Origin of the sequence: Pseudomonas sp. MMS21 TM103, assembly GCF_022132145.1 — a bacterium.
GTDB lineage: Bacteria > Pseudomonadota > Gammaproteobacteria > Pseudomonadales > Pseudomonadaceae > Aquipseudomonas.
On the sequence record NZ_JAJISP010000004.1, the window covers coordinates 167,763 to 184,839 of the forward strand.

At 64.3% G+C, this 17,077-nt stretch carries 16 protein-coding genes; 12 read left to right on the forward strand and 4 right to left on the reverse strand.

All coding sequences use genetic code 11. The features are described from left to right. Positions 1-1,512: a tripartite tricarboxylate transporter permease gene (locus tag LJY18_RS14215; RefSeq protein WP_238042473.1), complete on the forward strand. Its 1,512-nt coding sequence runs from the start codon at positions 1-3 to the stop codon at positions 1,510-1,512. Positions 1,513-1,570: 58 nt separating this feature from the next. Continuing rightward, positions 1,571-2,536, forward strand: coding sequence for a D-2-hydroxyacid dehydrogenase family protein (locus LJY18_RS14220; protein ID WP_238042474.1), 966 nt, complete (start codon positions 1,571-1,573; stop codon positions 2,534-2,536). Positions 2,537-2,834: 298 nt separating this feature from the next. Here LJY18_RS14220 and LJY18_RS14225 read toward each other — a convergent pair whose 3' ends face one another. Next, on the reverse strand, positions 2,835-3,578 hold the full coding sequence (locus LJY18_RS14225) for a metallophosphoesterase family protein (protein ID WP_238042475.1): 744 nt from the start codon (positions 3,576-3,578) through the stop codon (positions 2,835-2,837). 176 nt (positions 3,579-3,754) lie between these two features. After that, positions 3,755-4,387, reverse strand: coding sequence for a TetR family transcriptional regulator (locus LJY18_RS14230; RefSeq protein WP_238042476.1), 633 nt, complete (start codon positions 4,385-4,387; stop codon positions 3,755-3,757). 232 nt (positions 4,388-4,619) lie between these two features. Here LJY18_RS14230 and LJY18_RS14235 point away from each other — a divergent pair, with 232 nt between their 5' ends. From LJY18_RS14235 to LJY18_RS14270, 8 genes are all read left to right on the forward strand, one after another. Further along, positions 4,620-5,777 (forward strand): efflux RND transporter periplasmic adaptor subunit, encoded by a 1,158-nt coding sequence (locus LJY18_RS14235; RefSeq protein ID WP_238042477.1) that lies wholly within the window; start codon positions 4,620-4,622, stop codon positions 5,775-5,777. A gap of 3 nt (positions 5,778-5,780) precedes the next feature. After that, the gene (locus LJY18_RS14240) at positions 5,781-8,912 is read left to right on the forward strand and encodes an efflux RND transporter permease subunit (RefSeq protein WP_238042478.1); all 3,132 of its coding nucleotides are present in this window, start codon (positions 5,781-5,783) and stop codon (positions 8,910-8,912) included. After that, entirely contained in the window at positions 8,909-10,360 is a 1,452-nt protein-coding gene (gene adeC / locus LJY18_RS14245; RefSeq protein WP_238042479.1) for an AdeC/AdeK/OprM family multidrug efflux complex outer membrane factor, read from the forward strand. Before LJY18_RS14240 ends, adeC begins: the two co-directional genes overlap by 4 nt. Before the next feature lie 288 nt (positions 10,361-10,648). Further along, the gene (locus tag LJY18_RS14250) at positions 10,649-11,488 is read left to right on the forward strand and encodes a DMT family transporter (RefSeq protein WP_238042480.1); all 840 of its coding nucleotides are present in this window, start codon (positions 10,649-10,651) and stop codon (positions 11,486-11,488) included. 141 nt (positions 11,489-11,629) lie between these two features. Then, positions 11,630-12,130: an LEA type 2 family protein gene (locus tag LJY18_RS14255; RefSeq protein WP_238042481.1), complete on the forward strand. Its 501-nt coding sequence runs from the start codon at positions 11,630-11,632 to the stop codon at positions 12,128-12,130. Positions 12,131-12,170: 40 nt separating this feature from the next. After that, on the forward strand, positions 12,171-12,917 hold the full coding sequence (locus LJY18_RS14260; protein ID WP_238042482.1) for a phytanoyl-CoA dioxygenase family protein: 747 nt from the start codon (positions 12,171-12,173) through the stop codon (positions 12,915-12,917). A 156-nt stretch (positions 12,918-13,073) separates the two neighbouring features. Then, positions 13,074-13,463: a hypothetical protein gene (locus LJY18_RS14265; protein WP_238042483.1), complete on the forward strand. Its 390-nt coding sequence runs from the start codon at positions 13,074-13,076 to the stop codon at positions 13,461-13,463. 146 nt (positions 13,464-13,609) lie between these two features. Beyond that, positions 13,610-13,954 (forward strand): zinc ribbon domain-containing protein YjdM, encoded by a 345-nt coding sequence (locus LJY18_RS14270; RefSeq protein ID WP_238042484.1) that lies wholly within the window; start codon positions 13,610-13,612, stop codon positions 13,952-13,954. Between the two features lie 78 nt (positions 13,955-14,032). On the opposite strand, the gene LJY18_RS14275 is transcribed toward LJY18_RS14270, so the two are convergent. Together LJY18_RS14275 and pnuC are read right to left on the reverse strand one after the other, a co-directional pair. Continuing rightward, positions 14,033-14,557 carry an AAA family ATPase gene (locus LJY18_RS14275; RefSeq protein WP_238042485.1) on the reverse strand — a complete coding sequence of 175 codons (525 nt, stop codon included), beginning with the start codon at positions 14,555-14,557 and terminating at the stop codon, positions 14,033-14,035. Continuing rightward, positions 14,554-15,120 carry a nicotinamide riboside transporter PnuC gene (gene pnuC, locus LJY18_RS14280; protein WP_238042486.1) on the reverse strand — a complete coding sequence of 189 codons (567 nt, stop codon included), beginning with the start codon at positions 15,118-15,120 and terminating at the stop codon, positions 14,554-14,556. The genes LJY18_RS14275 and pnuC overlap by 4 nt, the downstream gene beginning before the upstream one ends. A 186-nt stretch (positions 15,121-15,306) precedes the next feature. On the opposite strand from pnuC, the gene LJY18_RS14285 reads away from it, so the two are divergent. Together LJY18_RS14285 and LJY18_RS14290 are read left to right on the forward strand one after the other, a co-directional pair. Continuing rightward, entirely contained in the window at positions 15,307-16,167 is an 861-nt protein-coding gene (locus LJY18_RS14285; RefSeq protein WP_238042487.1) for an SPFH domain-containing protein, read from the forward strand. Between the two features lie 154 nt (positions 16,168-16,321). Then, on the forward strand, positions 16,322-17,047 hold the full coding sequence (locus LJY18_RS14290; RefSeq protein ID WP_238042488.1) for an endonuclease: 726 nt from the start codon (positions 16,322-16,324) through the stop codon (positions 17,045-17,047). The last annotated feature ends 30 nt before the right edge of the window (positions 17,048-17,077 follow it).

Consider the following 17,077-nt stretch of genomic DNA (forward strand, 5'->3'; position numbering starts at 1 on the left):
ATGGACACTATTCATTATCTGGGCCTCGGCTTCGGCGTGGCCCTGACACCCTACAACCTGATTACGGCCTTTTGCGGCACCCTGATTGGCACCATCGTCGGTCTGCTGCCTGGTTTAGGGCCGGTCAACGGCGTCGCCCTGTTGATCCCGATTGCTTTCGCCCTCGGCCTGCCGCCGGAAACCGCCTTGATTCTGCTCGCGGCGGTCTATCTGGGCTGCGAATATGGCGGACGAATTTCCTCGATCCTGCTGAATATTCCCGGCGAAGCCTCGGCGGTGATGACGACGCTCGACGGCTACCCTTTGGCCCAGCAGGGCAAGGCCGGCATCGCCCTGTCAATTTCGGCCTGGAGTTCGTTTATCGGCGGCACCATCGCGACCATTGGCGTGGTGCTGTTCGCGCCACTGCTGGCTAAATGGGCCGTGGCCTTTGGACCGGCGGAGTACTTCGTGTTGATGGTATTCGCGATTACCTGCCTGGCCGGCATGGCCGACAACAAACCGCTGAAAACCGCCATTGCTGCATTCATCGGCCTGGCCTTGTCCTGTGTCGGCATCGATGCCAACAGCGGTGTGTACCGCTTCACCTTCGGCAGCCTGGGTTTGGCCGACGGCATTCAGTTCATCGTCCTGGTGCTCGGGTTGTTCAGCATCAGCGAAATCCTGGTACTGCTGGAAAGAACCCACCACGGCCACAAGGCGGCCAAAGCCACTGGACGCATGCTGTTCAACCTCAAGGAAGGTGCCTTCGTGTTGGCCACCAACCTGCGCTGTGGTGTGGTTGGTTTCGTCCTGGGCGTGTTGCCTGGCGCCGGGGCGACCCTGGCCAGCGCAGTGGCTTACATGTCCGAGAAGCGCATGGCGAGCAAGGACAACCAGTTCGGCAAGGGTGACCTGCGCGGCCTGGCCGCCCCGGAGACCGCCAACAGCGGCGCGGCCTGTGGTTCCATGGTGCCGATGCTGACCCTCGGCGTACCCGGCTCCGGCACCACCGCGGTGATGCTCGGCGCCCTGACGCTGTACAACATCACGCCAGGGCCGATGCTGTTTCAGAACCAGCCCGAAGTGGTCTGGGGCCTGATCGCCTCGTTGTTTGTCGCCAACGTCATGCTGCTGGTGATGAACGTGCCGATGGTACGCATCTTTACCCGCATCCTCTCGGTACCGACCTGGGCACTGGTGCCAGCGATTGCGATCATCACCTCGATTGGTGTGTATGCGGTGCATTCGACCACCTTCGATCTGTTCCTGATGATCGGCATCGGTGTCTGCGGCTACATCCTGCGCAAGCTGGACTACTCACTGTCGGCAGTGCTGCTGGGCTTCATTCTCGGCGGCGTAATGGAAGACAACCTGCGGCGGGCGCTGTCACTGTCCAATGGCGAGTTGGGCATCCTCTGGGGAAGCCCTATTACCTTGGCCGTCTGGGCGCTGGTAGGGCTGATGCTGGCCTATCCGATCTTCCGTGCCGTACGCGCACGCAAGGGCGCAAAACTGCTAATCGCCGACTGATCCCTTCCCCATCAGTGAGGACTTCAAGGGCGAGCCTATCGCCCTTGATGCTATGAGCATGCATATCGTAATTCCCGACGACTACCAGCACGTCATCCGTTCGCTCGACTGCTTCTCCCTCCTCGCCGGCCATCAGGTCAGTGTCTATCACGACGCGGCGAAGAGTCTGAATCTGCTGGCTCAGCGTTTTCGCGATGCCGATGCCCTGGTGCTGACCCGCGAACGGACAAGCATCGGCGCGCAGTTATTAACCCAACTGCCAAAGCTCAAGTTGATCAGTCAGACCGGCAAGGCGGGCGCGCATCTCGACCTCGACGCCTGCAGTGCCCGGGGTGTTGCCGTGATGGAGGGGCGTGGCTCGCCCATCGCGCCGGCCGAACTGACCTGGGCGCTGATTCTCAATGCACGGCGGCAACTGATACCGGCGATCCAGAGCCTGTATGCGGGGCACTGGCAAACCAATCTCGGTGAGCGCCTGTATGGCCAAACCTTGGGCATCTGGGGTTACGGCCGGATAGGTCAGCGGCTGGCTCGCTATGCCCATGCCTTCGACATGTCCGTATTGGTCTGGGGTAGTGAGACCGCGAGGGACGCGGCGGCACGCGACGGGCATCGAGCCGCGGGCAGCAAGCAAGCCTTCTTCAGCGACGTCGATGTGCTGAGTCTCAATCTGCGCCTGACCGAGAGCACCCGGCATGTGGTCACCGTCGACGATCTGCTACAGATGAAGCCCAGTGCATTGCTGGTCAACACCAGTCGCGCGGAACTGCTCGCTCCAGGCGCCCTGCTCGAGGCGTTGAGTTCCGGGCGACCCGGCTATGCGGCACTGGATGCACTGGATGACGAGCCGATCATGGACCAGGCGCACCCGCTGCTCAATCACCCGCGAATACTTTGCACACCGCACCTGGGCTACGTCGAGAAGCACAGCTATGAACTGTATTTCGGCGATGCGTTCGCCAACGTGCAGGCCTTCTTTCGCGGTGATCCCTGTCACCTGGTCAATCCAGCCGCCGCTCAGTAGCGACTACCAGCCCCGGCCACGAAGTGGCGAGCGGACCATTCTGAATGGAGAGAGAGTCGATCAAACTGAGCAAGCCAGGCTGCACTGGGTCTTTGCCCTGTGTCGGCTTGATCTCATTGGTGAGAGCAGCTGGATTCGATGAGTTAGGTCGGATCCCCCCCGGCTCCACCAAACAAACATCTAAAGACGTCCACGGACGTCTTTTTTGTGCCTGAAATTCAGAGAATACGTGGCTTTCAGCGCCAACACCTTGGCGCCGCTTCGCCCTAGACATCTGGTCCGCGCTGGTGACTTCAGCTCAACGCCTTCCTGAGCGTCGGCCGCCGAGGGCGACACCGGTGACTGGCTCAGGTGCGCAATCCTGCTCGCCTGCAAGCACCACCTGACCATTGATATCGGTTATGCCACGCAGGCCGACGCCATAGGCGTCAAAGCCCAGCCGCAATGCATGACCGCTGTAGTCCCGCCGATCATGATGGTGACCATGAAAGGTCTTGCTCACCTCGAGGCTGTTGGCCAACTCGTCGATCACGGAAAAACCATGAGGATGCGCACTGGGCGCCTCATGCGTCACCAGAATCTCCGCTTTCTCGCTGAAGAGCACCGACAGGTCGCTCGGAAAAATCGTACTGCGATGCTTGCGCGGAACCCCGCCGCGCCAAAGATTGCCCGCGCCACAGTGCGCCGCGAAGTCCTTCGGCATCAGGTAGTTCCAGGGTTCCGGCGGTATCCATACCTGCCCGCGAAAAACGCCGCCCAGCCCGGCAATCCGCACACCCCCGACCTCGGCCACACGACCATGCAGGCATTTATCGGCCAGCGCCGAGCCGAAGAGATTGTCGTAATAGAGATCGGAATCGGTGTCGTGGTTACCGTGAATGAACCAGACATCCGTCATACCCAGAATGGGCTCAAGCTCGATATCTAGCGGGCGCCGGGCTTGAATATCGCCCAACAGGACGATGGCCTCGGGATGACAGGCCATAACGGTATCGATCACATGATCGAAACGACCATGGGGATCGCCCAGAAAAAGAATCACCCCGCCCCCCTGCCTTGAATGATGAATTTCGCCAGCCAGTTTACAGACCTATCGTCCCAGCATCCGGGTTGCTTTTCCCGCCAGCACTACAGCTGAACAAAGGCTGCCTCGCCGCAGGATAGCCCATGCTCGGTATACCCAACCACGCTATCGATCAAAACGCGGCAGCACGCCCCTTACCGGCGCAGCGCCTGGCTTTCGCGCAACATGTCGAGCCCGGTATCGACCAGCAGTTCGGCATCGTGCTGCAGCGAGAAGCTTTCCGGCACCAGCAGCCACTGGCTGAGAAGGCCATCGATGTAGGCATGCAGGCAGATCGCCGCGCGGGCGGTGTCCAAGGTCGCCGGGAGTTGCTGGCGGTGAACCGCATTACGCAGCGACTGGTCGATGCGGCCGTTGCATTCCACGCTGTCGCTTTGACGCTGCTGACGCAGGTCGCTCATCTCATCGGTGAGCTCGCAGCGGTGAAAGAGAATTTCGGTGATCCGGCGGCTTTGCGGATCCAGCGCCACGCGCTGCAACAAGGTGATCAGCAGCTGGCGCATGCAGCCCAGCGGGTCCACCTCATCCGGGCTCTCCCCCGCCTTGACCAGTTCGTCCAGCGGCTCGTGCAAGCTGTCCAGCATGGCCTGGATCAGGCCGGCCTTGTCCTTGAAATGCCAGTAGATCGCTCCGCGAGTGATGCCGGCTATGCCGGCAATTTCTGCCAGCGTGGTGCGCGAGATGCCGCGCTCATAGAAAGCCTTTTCGGCCGCCTCGAGTATCTGGCTGCGCGTCTGCTGCGCCTCCTCTTTGGTACGACGAACCATGGCAGTAACCCTCAAACAGGATGGCTTCACGCAGGAAGCTATTGGCAGGCAAGGCTTTCATTGAGCCTTTGCCTGATTTTTACATTTTGTTGCTTCTGCGGATTAAAAAATCGCTTACAAACATTCACGAACGTAAGTATATTGGTTAGCAGGCTACTTATCCATCTTCTCCTCCAAATCTGTCACTGGCATTTTGCTCAAGCGGCTTGCCAGGCTCCCGACCGAGGCTCACATGCGATTCAATCCGGTTTTCCCCGCGCTGGTTACTGCCACCGTTCTAACCGCTCTGCTCAGCGGCTGCCAACAGGAAGACGCGACGGCACCTGCCGCGCAGCCACCGCAAGTCGGCGTGGTTACCCTGCAACCGCAAGCCTTTACCCTGACCTCCGAACTGCCGGGGCGCACCAGCGCATACCGCATCGCCGAAGTGCGCCCCCAGGTCAACGGCATCATTCTCAAGCGCCTGTTCACCGAGGGCCGCGAAGTCAAAGCCGGGCAGCAGCTTTACCAGATCGACCCCTCGACCTATGCAGCGACCCTGAAAAGCGCGCAGGCCTCGTTGCAGTCGAGCAAATCCCTGGCCGATCGCTACAAGCTGCTGGTCGACGAACAGGCCGTCAGCCGCCAGGAGTTCGACGAGGCGCAAGCCAAGCGATTGCAGGCGGAAGCCGTGGTGCAAAGCGCGCAGATCGACCTGCGTTACACCAAGGTACTGGCGCCTATCTCCGGGCGCATCGGCCGTTCGGCGATCACCGAGGGCGCGCTGGTCAGCAATGGCCAGAGCAGCGCCATGGCGGTGATCCAGCAACTCGATCCGATCTATGTCGACGTCACCCAGTCATCGCTGGCAATGCTCAAGCTGCGCCGTGAGCTGGCCAGCGGCCAGTTGCAGAAAGCCGGCGAGAATGCCGCCAGGGTCAAGCTGATCCTGGAGGATGGCAGCGAATACGCAGAACTTGGCCAGCTGGAGTTTGCCGAAGTGTCGGTCGACGAAGGCACCGGTTCGGTGACCCTGCGTGCGGTGTTCCCCAACCCGAACCACGACCTGTTGCCGGGCATGTTCGTCCACGCCCAGCTGCAGGCCGGGGTCAACCGCGAGGCGATCCTCGCCCCGCAACAAGGCGTGACCCGCGACCTGAAAGGCCAGCCCACAGCATTGGTAGTGGGCCAGGACAACAAGGTCGAGCTGCGCGAACTCAAGGCCGACCGCACCGTCGGCAATCAATGGCTGATCAACCAAGGCCTGTACAGCGGCGATCGCCTGATCACCGAGGGCCTGCAGTTCATCAAGCCTGGCGACCAAGTCCGCGTCAGTGAGGCGAGCAATGTCCAGGTAGACAATCCGACCCTAGCCACGGCCGCCGTGAAAACTGACGGCCAGGGGGAGTAACGCATGTCGAAGTTCTTTATCGATCGGCCGATTTTCGCCTGGGTGATTGCCCTGGTCATCATGCTGGTCGGCGCACTGTCGCTGCTCAAGTTGCCCATCAACCAATACCCGAGCATCGCCCCGCCGGCCATCGCCATCGCCGTGAACTACCCTGGCGCATCCGCGCAGACGGTGCAGGACACTGTGGTGCAAGTGATCGAGCAACAGCTCAACGGCATCGACAACTTGCGCTACGTCACCTCGGAAAGTAATTCCGACGGCAGCATGGCCATCACCGCCACCTTCAACCAGGGCACCAACCCGGACACCGCCCAGGTGCAGGTGCAGAATAAGCTCAACCTGGCCACCCCGCTCCTGCCGCAGGAAGTTCAGCAGCAGGGCATCCGCGTGACCAAGGCGGTGAAGAACTTCCTGATGGTGATCGGCCTGGTCTCCCAGGATGGCGGCATGAACAAGGACGACCTGGCCAACTACATCGTCTCCAACATGCAGGACCCCATCTCGCGCACCGCTGGGGTCGGTGACTTCCAGGTGTTCGGCGCCCAGTACGCCATGCGCATCTGGCTCGACCCGGCCAAGCTGAACAACTTCCAGCTGACGCCGGTGGATGTGAAAACCGCCATCGCCGCGCAGAACGTCCAGGTGTCCTCGGGCCAGCTTGGCGGTTTGCCGGCCGTGCAAGGCCAGCAGTTGAACGCCACCATCATCGGCAAGACCCGCCTGCAGAGCGCCGAGCAATTCGACGCCATCCTGCTCAAGGTCAACCCGGATGGCTCGCAAGTGCGCCTCGGCGACGTGGCCGAGGTTAGCTTGGGCGGCGAAAACTACGGCATCAGCGCCCAGTTCAACGGCAAGCCGGCGTCTGGCCTGGCGGTCAAGCTGGCGACCGGCGCCAACGCGCTGGAAACCGCCAAGGCCCTGCGCGCCACTATTGCCGAGCTGGAGCCGTTTTTCCCGCCGGGCGTGGAAGTGGTGTTCCCGTACGACACCACCCCGGTGGTGACCGAGTCGATCTCCGGCGTGGTGCAGACCCTGATCGAAGCCATTGTCCTGGTGTTTCTGGTGATGTACCTGTTCCTGCAGAACTTGCGGGCCACGCTGATTACCACCATGACGGTACCGGTGGTGCTGCTCGGCACCTTCGGCGTGCTCGCCGCCTTCGGCTTCAGCATCAACACCCTGACCATGTTCGGCATGGTCCTGGCTATCGGCCTGCTGGTGGACGACGCCATCGTCGTGGTGGAGAACGTCGAACGGGTAATGGCCGAAGAAGGCTTGTCGCCGAAAGAAGCCACGCGTAAATCCATGGGCCAGATTCAGGGCGCGCTGGTCGGTATCGGCCTGGTCTTGACCGCCGTGCTGCTGCCGATGGCGTTTTTCAGCGGCTCCACCGGGGTGATCTACCAGCAGTTCTCCATCACCATCGTCTCGGCCATGGTGCTGTCGGTGCTGGTCGCACTGATTTTCACCCCGGCGCTGTGCGCGACCATGCTCAAGCCGATTAGCAAAGGCGATCACGCGCCCAAGCGCGGCTTCTTCGGCTGGTTCAATCGCAGCTTCGACCGCGGCGTACAAGGCTACGAGCGAGGTGTCGCGAGCATGCTGCGGCACAAGCTGCCATACCTGCTGGCCTACCTGCTGATCATCGTCGGCATGGTCGTGCTGTTTACCCGCATCCCCGCCGCCTTCCTCCCGGAAGAGGATCAGGGCGTACTCTTCGCCCAGGTGCAAACGCCAGCGGGATCCACCGCAGAACGTACCCAGGTGGTAGTCGACGAGATGCGTAGCCACCTGCTCAGCGAAGAGGCGGATGCGGTCAGCTCGGTATTCACCGTCACCGGTTTCAACTTCGCCGGTCGCGGCCAGAGTTCGGGCATGGCCTTCATCATGCTCAAGCCCTGGGAGGAGCGTTCGGCGGAAAACAGCGTGTTCAACGTGGCCGAGCGCGCGCAACGCTACTTCTTCAGTTTGCGCGACGCCAAGGTGTTCGCCTTCGTGCCACCGGCGGTGCTGGAGCTGGGCAATGCCAGCGGCTTCGACGTGTTCCTCCAGGATCGCGCCGGGGTAGGCCACGAGAAGCTGATGGCCGCACGCAACCAGTTCCTCGGCATGGCCGCGCAAAGCAAGGTGCTGGCGGGCGTGCGACCGAACGGACTGAACGATGAGCCGCAGTACCAGCTGAGCATCGACGACGAGCGGGCCAGCGCCCTCGGCGTGACCCTGGCGAACATCAACCAGACCTTGTCTATTGCCTTGGGTGGCAGCTACGTCAACGACTTCATCGACCGCGGTCGGGTGAAGAAGGTCTACATTCAGGGTCAGTCCAGCTCGCGGATGAGCCCGGAAGATCTGGACAAGTGGTACGTGCGCAACGACAGCGGCGAGATGGTGCCCTTCTCGGCCTTCGCCAGCGGCGAGTGGATCTACGGCGCGCCCAAACTGACCCGTTACAACGGCGTCGCGGCGGTGGAAATCCTCGGCACCCCGGCACCCGGTTACAGCTCAGGGGATGCCATGGCCGAAGTCGAAGCGCTGGCGCAGAAACTGCCGGCGGGCATTGGCTTTTCCTGGACCGGGCTGTCCTACGAGGAACGTATGTCCGGCTCGCAAGCGCCGGCCCTGTATGCGCTCTCGCTGCTGATGGTGTTCCTCTGCCTGGCGGCCCTGTATGAAAGCTGGTCGATCCCGATTGCAGTGATGCTGGTGGTGCCGCTGGGCGTCATCGGCGCCCTCGCGGCCACCAGCCTGCGCGGGCTGTCCAATGATGTGTATTTCCAGGTCGGCCTGCTCACGACCATTGGCCTGGCGGCGAAGAACGCCATCCTGATCGTCGAGTTCGCCAAGGAACTGCACGACCAAGGGCGCAGCTTGACCGACGCGGCGATCGAAGCCTGCCGCATGCGCTTGCGCCCCATCATCATGACCTCGCTGGCGTTCGGCCTCGGCGTGGTGCCGCTGGCGATTTCCAGCGGTGCCGGCTCGGGCAGCCAGCACGCCATCGGTACCGGGGTACTCGGCGGCATGACCAGCGCCACCATCCTGGCGATCTTCTGGGTTCCGCTGTTCTTCGTCAGCGTCTCATCACTGTTCCAGCGCAAGCAGCGCACCACACTCGTCGAGGAGGCGGCCCAATGAACAAGTCCCTGGCCTGCATCGCAGTCGCCACCCTGCTGCTCAGTGGCTGCTCGCTGATACCCGATTACCAGCAACCGCCGGCGCCGGTGGCCGCCCAGTGGCCGCAAGGCCAGGCCTACTCGGCAACCGAGGCGGCCGACATCGCCGCCGCCGAACAAGGCTGGCGCCAGTTCTTCCGTGACCCGGCCTTGCAGCGGCTGATCGAAAGCGCTCTGGTGAATAACCGCGACTTGCGCATCGCCGCCTTGAATATCGAGGCCTACCGCGCGCAATACCGCATCCAGCGCGCCGACTTGCTGCCTGCGGTTAGCGCAGATGGCAGCGGCAGCCGGCAACGCCTGCCGGCGGACGTTGGGCAAACCGGGCAGGCGGGGATCAGCAGCCAGTACTCGGCGACCCTCGGCGTCAGCGCCTATGAACTGGACCTGTTCGGTCGCGTGCGCAGCCTCAGCCAGCAGGCCTTGGAAACCTACCTGTCCAGCGAGCAAGCGCGCCGCTCCACGCAGATCAGCCTGGTCGCCAGTGTCGCCAATGCCTACCTGACCTGGCAGGCCGATCAGGCCCTGCTGGGGCTGACGCAAGACACCCTCACGGCCTTCGAGCAAAGCCACCGGCTGACCGTGCGCAGTAACGCGATCGGCGTGGCTTCGGCGCTCGATTTGAGCCAGTCGCGCACCTCGGTCGAAGGGGCCAGGGTCAAGCTGGCGCAATACCAGCGCCTGGTCGCGCAAGACCGCAACGGCCTGACGTTGCTCCTGGGCAGCGGCCTGCCGGCGGATCTGCCAGCCAGCCAGGCGCTCGACGCCGAGCTGCTCAGCCAGGTGCCGGCCGGCCTGCCGTCGGACCTGCTGCAACGGCGCCCGGACATTCTCGAAGCCGAGCACCTGCTCAAGGCCGCCAACGCCAACATCGGCGCGGCGCGGGCGGCGTTCTTCCCGCGCATCAGCCTGACCGCCAATGCCGGCAGCCTCAGCCCGGACCTCTCCGGGCTATTGGGCGGTGGCTCGGGCACCTGGTTATTCCAGCCGCAGATCAGCCTGCCAATCTTCAATGCGGGCAGCCTGCGGGCCAGCCTGGATTACACGAAGATCCAGAAAGACATCGGCGTGGCCCGCTACGAGAAGTCCATTCAGACCGCCTTCCAGGAGGTGGCCGACGGCCTGGCGGCACGCCAGACCTACCAGCGGCAACTTCAGGCCCAGCGCGATCTGGTCGACGCCAACCAGGACTACTACCGCCTGGCCGAGCGCCGCTACCGCGTCGGCATCGACAGCCACCTGAGCTTCCTCGATGCCCAGCGCTCGCTGTTCAGCGCGCAACAGACGCTGATCAGCGCTCGGCTGGCGCAGCTGAGCAGCGAAGTGAACCTGTACAAGGCGCTCGGCGGTGGCTGGCGCGAACGCACCGGCCAGGCCGCAGGCGCGGCAGAGGCGCCAGCGGAGGGTTGAGGCTCATTCGCTGGCAGCGAAGCGTCTCGATGGGCCAGCAATCGCCCATTGAGGCGATCCGCTGCCTGCGGCCCCAATTGCATTGCCCTGACTGGGCCAAGACGCCGACAAGAAATCAGCCTGCTCTGTCGCTGTTGCGTCCTGCCTGTCGACCCTCGCCAAGCCGACGGCGAGCGCCCAGAAAGTCGCGGCGCCCTGCCACTTTCGGCCTATCCTCCTCGCGCCATCACTGTGCTTAGATAGGCCGACCTGACGGCTTCACGCCTGACCTGCGCCAAAAGGATGGCCATGCCCCTTCGCACCCTGCTGTTGACTGCCCTGGCCATGCTCGCCTTTGCCGGCAACTCGCTGCTCTGCCGCCTGGCGCTGAAAGACACCGAGATCGACGCCGCCAGTTTCACCAGCCTGCGTATCGCCTCCGGCGCCTTCACGCTGTGGCTGTTGCTGCGCCTGCGGCCCGGCAATGGCGCGCTTGCCGGCAGCTGGTTTGGTGCCGCGGCGCTGTTCGCCTATGCCGCGGCCTTTTCCTTCGCCTATATCAGCCTGGACGCCGGAGTCGGTGCGTTGCTGCTGTTCGGCGCGGTGCAGATCAGCATGCTGCTGTGGGGCTTCTATCAGGGCGAGCGGTTCAGCCGGTTGACGAGTGCCGGATTATTGCTCGCTTTTGCCGGTTTGCTCGCCCTGTTGCTGCCCGGCGCCAGCGCACCGGCACTCGGCGGTGCGCTGCTGATGCTGCTGGCCGGCGCCGCCTGGGGTGCCTATTCACTGCTCGGCCGTGGCGTCGGCGACCCACTGGCCGCCACTGCCGGCAACTTCCTGCGGGCCACGCCGCTGGCGCTGCTGACCAGCGCACTGCTGCTCAGCCGGGCCAACTGGGATGGACCCGGGCTGCTCTACGCCCTGCTCTCCGGCGCACTCACCTCGGGCATCGGCTACGCGGTCTGGTACACCGCCCTGCGCGGTCTGAAAGCGTTCCAGGCCGCCACCGTGCAGCTCAGCGTGCCCATCATCGCCGCCCTGGCCGGCAGCCTGCTGCTCGATGAAGCCTTGAGCCTGAGACTGGTCTTGAGTTCGCTGGCCGTGCTCGGCGGCATCGCCGTGGTGTTGAGCGCCAAGCAGCGCGGCTGAAGCCACCCGCAGATTGGCACTGAGCGACCTGCACACACGGTCGCCAAGAGGACTAACCTGACGACAACAGGCCGCGCGCTGAACAATAGTCGCGGCAACGCTGTCTTCCATAGCGTCCCGTCCATCATTGGAATCCCCGCCATGCAGAGTCCCCGTCCACTGTCTCGCTCCCTGCCGCGCCTCCTCGCCTGCTGCCTGCTGTTCAGCCTGAGCGCCTGCAGCAGCCTGGCCCCGCGTGACCCGCTGCATATCGACCTGGTCGGCCTGGAGCCGTTGCCGGGCGAAGGCCTGGAAATGCGCTTCGCGGTGAAACTGCGGATCCAGAACCCCAATGAAGGGGCCATCGACTACAACGGCGTGGCCCTGCAGCTCGACATCAACAAGCAACCGCTGGCCAGTGGTGTGAGCAGCCAGGGCGGCCGGGTGCCGCGCTTCGGCGAAACCGTGATCAGCGTGCCGGTGAGCATTTCCGCCTATTCGGTCATGCGCCAGGCCTGGGGCGTCAGCGGCTTTAAACCGGGACAGGACCTGCCCTACGCACTGCGCGGCAAACTGGCTGGCGGCCTGTTCGGCACCATGCGCTTCAGCGACTCGGGCACCTTGAACTGGCCCGCGCCGGCGAGCGCCCCCATGCAACCCTGACCAACCTGCCCGCATAGCGGAGGGCATAGGAGTACGCGCCATGCACACCGCCACCCACCTGCAGGCCCTGCACCAGCAGGGCTTCGCCTTGCTTCCCGGCGTGCTCGATGCGCAACAGATCGCCGCCCTGCGCACGGCCATCGACCGCCTCACCCCGCAGCACTGGGACTACTCCGGCCTGGTCGACCACTACAAGTGCGTGTTCAACCGCGACCCGTTCTGGCTGGCCTACCTCGACCAGCCGGGGGTGATCGAACTGGCCGAGGCCGCTCTCGGTGCCGATTGCCACATCATTGGCCAGACGGCCTGGCGCAGTCATCCCGGTTTCGTCGGCGCCGAACTGCACCTGGACTACCTGGTCATGGAGTTGCCGGAGGCGTTGCTGGCCGACCCGGCCTTCGTCCTGCCCATGCAGATCTGCACGGCGCACTTCTACCTCGACGACATCGACCCGGATCTCTGCCCGACCCTGGTCATCCCCGGCAGCCATCGCGCCGGGCGCAAGCCACTGGCGGGCGAGCAGCAGTGGCAGGGCGTGCCGGCGCAGCCGCTGTTGTGCCGCGCCGGCGACGTGCTGATGTTTCGCAGCGAGCTGTGGCATGCCGGTAGCCACAACCGCACGGCGGATCGCACCCGCTACCTGCTGCAGGTGCATTACGGCCGGCGCATGGTCGCGCAGAAATTCTCGCCCTACCTGACGTGGCACTTCGACCCCGCGGTACTGGCCGCCTGCACGCCGCGCCAGCGCCGACTGCTGGGCGAACACGAAGAAGCCGAATACGACTGAGCGGCCGAGCAGGCGCAAGAGGCCGGCAACAGCCCACGCGCCCGCGGGCACGCCCCGGTTTTACACAAGCTTTACATCGTCACCGGGAGATTTCCCTCGGCCTGCCAGTCGAATTCTGTATCCGGCCTCTGCCGACGATTTGCAGGAGATCCACTCATGATTGCTCGTATTCCTCTACTTGCGGTGCTTGTCGCCAGCCTGGCCCTGGCCGGAGAGGCATCGGCACGGGGTTCCGATCGCAACGCCGTGATTGCCGGCGCGGTGGTCGGGGCCGTGGTCGGCGGCGCCATCGTCGCCGGTAGCCGCCATGAGCGCGTGCCGGTGTATGTGGAAATCGGCGCGCCACCACCTGTCTACTACGAGTCCTATCCGCGCTATTACCAGCCGCCTCCCGTGTACTACCGGCCCTATACGGTGGTGGTAGAGCCGCGCTACCAGTACCGGTCGGGCCACAAGTTCCGCCACCACAACAGACATCACTACCGCAATGATCGCTACCGCCGGCACCAACGCCATAACCGCGATTATTACGCGCCACGCTGGTAGCGCGGCCATTCTGCCCCGCGCTGCGCGGGGCAGAGACCGCTCCGGGTGACAGGCTGGAGGGTGCCGTATGCCCGAGCAGGCTCAAATGCCGGGTAAAACCCTATATAATCTGCGGCTTTCCATAATCCTGACCTCAAGGACCCGCCGTGAGCACTCTGCCAGCCTGCCCGAAATGCAATTCCGAGTTCACCTATGAAGACGGCCAGTTGCTGATCTGTCCGGAATGCGCCCACGAATGGTCTGCCGACGGCGCAGGCGACGCGGCGACAGACGACGACAAAGTGATCAAGGACTCTGTCGGCAACGTGCTGCAGGATGGCGACACCATCACCGTGATCAAGGACCTCAAGGTCAAAGGCTCCTCGCTGGTGGTCAAGGTCGGCACCAAGGTCAAGGGCATCCGCCTGTGCGACGGCGACCATGACATCGACTGCAAGATCGACGGTATCGGCGCCATGAAGCTCAAGTCCGAGTTCGTGCGCAAGGTCTGATCGCCACACCGCCTGCCCGCCATCGCGCCGGCAGGCGTGCTTCCTCCCCCCGCCGTAGTTTCCATTGCCCAGACGCCGCTATTGCGCCAGCCAGGCGCCTACCCGCGCGACGGCCTGTTGCTGGCGCTGCGGCCAGTCGCCCCGCAGGTTGACGAAGGGCTGGCGGTGGGCCTGCAGCCAGTCGCGGCAGGCCTGATGGAAGTCCAGGCGCTCGGCCAGCTGCGGCTGGCAGCGCTGGCCGTCGTCGATCCAGGGCACGTCCTGCGGGTCGAGCAGCAGGTGCAGGTCGTAACGGCGTGCCAGCAGCGCCGGCACGATCCAGTCCGGGCAGTCGCCGAACAGGCTTCGGCTCCACAGCAGGTTGCTCAGCAGGTGAGTGTCGAGGATCAGCAGATCCGGCCGGCCGGCGCGCGCCTGGTCTTCCCAGGCCAGCTGGCCGCGGGCGATCGCCGGAATGTCCGCGTAACAGGTATCGCGGCCCTGCTGCTCGATGAAATGGCGCACGTACTCGCCGACCAGCACGCCGCCGTAGCGCCGCTGCAACGCCTCGGCCAGCCAGCTCTTGCCGCTCGACTCCGGGCCGGTCAGCACCAGCACCTTCATGCGCGGGCCAGCTCCGGGGCGCTGCGCCAGCTCCGCCAGCCCTGCAGCGCCAGCAGGCAGAACAGGGCGTAGAGGCCGGCCGTCAGATACAGCTCCTTGCTGACGAACAGGCCGACGAAGATCACGTCCACCGTCAGCCACAGGGCCCAGCACTCCAGGCGCTTCTGCGCCATCCACACCTGGGCGACCAGGCTGAAGGCGGTCAGCGCGGCGTCCAGCCAGGGCGCCGCGGCGTCGGTATAGGTGGCCATCAGGTAGCCCAGACCGAGGCTGCCGGCGGCGCCGAGGGCCAGGCTCAGGGTGATGCCCCGGGCGCCCAGGCGACTGACCGCGCGGCCTTGCTGCTGACTGCCGCCGTGGGTCCACTGCCACCAGCCGTAGAGCTGCAGCACGGCGTAGACGACTTGCAGGAGCATGTCCGAATACAGCTTCACCTCGAAGAAGATCCAGCTGTACATCAGCACCATCAGCAGGCCGATCGGCCAGCACCAGACATTTTGTTTGACCGTCAGCCAGACGGCGATCGCCCCCAGGGCGGCGGCGAAGAGTTCAAGCGGCGACATCGGAACCTCGGTACGGCAGGCGGTGACCTGCCCGGGAAAATTGTGGCGGCGATTGTAACCAATTCGTGCGAATGGGTTAGGGTAGCCCGTCGCCGGTCGCCACCGGCGCGCCCAATGCGCCTCGCCCAGGGCGCCAGGAACTGCGGCAATGCGCCGCTCACAACGATGTGAACAAGGAAATCACCGATGGCTGGACAACTTACCCTGAAACCCGTCGCCGGCGCCCTGGTCGCCCTCCTGCTGGTCGCCGGGGTGCTCGGCTCCTGGTACACCGTGGATGAAACCGAACGCGGGGTGCTGCTGCGCAACGGTGCACTGGTCGGCGTGATCGAGCCCGGCCTGTCGTTCAAGGTGCCCTTCATCGAGACGGTCAAGCGCATCTCGACCCAGAGCCAGGTCACCATCTATGACCGCCTGCAGGCCTACAGCAAGGATCAGCAGGCGGCGACCCTGCGCGTATCGGTGTCCTGGCATGTGGTGCCCTCGGAAGTGGCCAAGGTCTATACCGCCTACCAGACCAGCGACGGCATGAAGGACCGGCTGATCAGCCGCCAGGTGCCGACCCAGGTGGAAAACGTGTTCGGCCGTTACAACGCCGTGGCCGCCGTGCAGAGCCGCGGCCAGTTGGTCAGCGACATCTCCGCCGCGATCAAGAATGGCATCGATGGCCCGGTGGTGATCGACAGCGTCCAGGTGGAGAACATCGACTTCTCCGACGCCTACGAGAAAGCCGTGGAAGCGCGCATGACCGCCGAAGTCCAGGTCAAGACCCGCGAACAGCAACTGGCCACCGAACAGGTGCAGGCGCAGATCCGCGTCACCCAGGCCCAGGCCGAGGCCGACTCCAAGCTGGCCCAGGCCAAGGCCGACGCCGAAGCCACTCGCCTGCGCGGCCAGGCCGAGGCCGAGGCCATCCAGGCCCGTGCCCAGGCGCTGGCGAGCAACCAGAACCTGGTCGAGCTGACCAAGGCGGAGCGCTGGAACGGCGTGCTGCCGACCACCGTGCTGCCCGGCGGCACCCTGCCGTTTATCGACGCGCGCAAGTAAGCGGCCCGCAACATCCGCCGGTTGACGCTCCGCGTCGGCCGGCCCACCTGCAATAGCGCAAGAACTTGCGCACATTCCCGGAAAACACCGGAATAGAGGCCCCCGGCCAGCTTCGTAACACGTATCATCCGCGGCTTTTTGCCTAGAGCCGCCCATGTCCCGCCTGATCGCCCTGTTCTGCCTGCTGTTCGCCGTATCCATCCATGCCGACGCCCCGCAGAACTTCGCCGCCGCCAAGAAAATCGCCTGGAAGCTCTATGCCGAGCGACCCAGTACCTTCTATTGCGGCTGCGCCTACCAAGGCAAGCGCGTCGATCTGGCCAGCTGCGGCTACAGCGTGCGCAAGCAGGAACGCCGCGCACAGCGCCTGGAATGGGAGCACGTGGTACCCGCCTGGGTGATCGGTCATCAGCGCCAGTGCTGGCAGCACGGCGGACGCAAGAACTGCACGCGCAGCGACCCGCTGTTCAAGGCCGCCGAAGCCGACCTGCACAACCTGGTGCCGAGCATCGGCGAAGTGAATGGCGACCGCTCCAACTACGCCCTCGGCATGCTCGGCGACAAGCCGCAGCAGTACGGCGCCTGCCCCATGGTGGTCAACTTCAAGCAGAAAACCGCCATGCCACCCGAGCAGGCCCGCGGCGCCTCGGCGCGCATCTACCTGTACATGGCCGACCACTACAAGCTGCGCCTGTCCAAGCTCGACCGCCGCACCTACGAAGCCTGGGACCGCCAGTACCCGATCAGCGAATGGGAGCGCTGGCGCAACCAGAAAGTCGGCTGCGTGATGGGCCACGGCAACCCCTACATCGGCGCGGTCGACCTGGCTAGCTGCGGCCCGCTGCGCCGCGCCGGCGAACCCCTGCGCAATAACGGTTGAGGCACGCCGCAGCAGGGCGCGGCAAGAAGC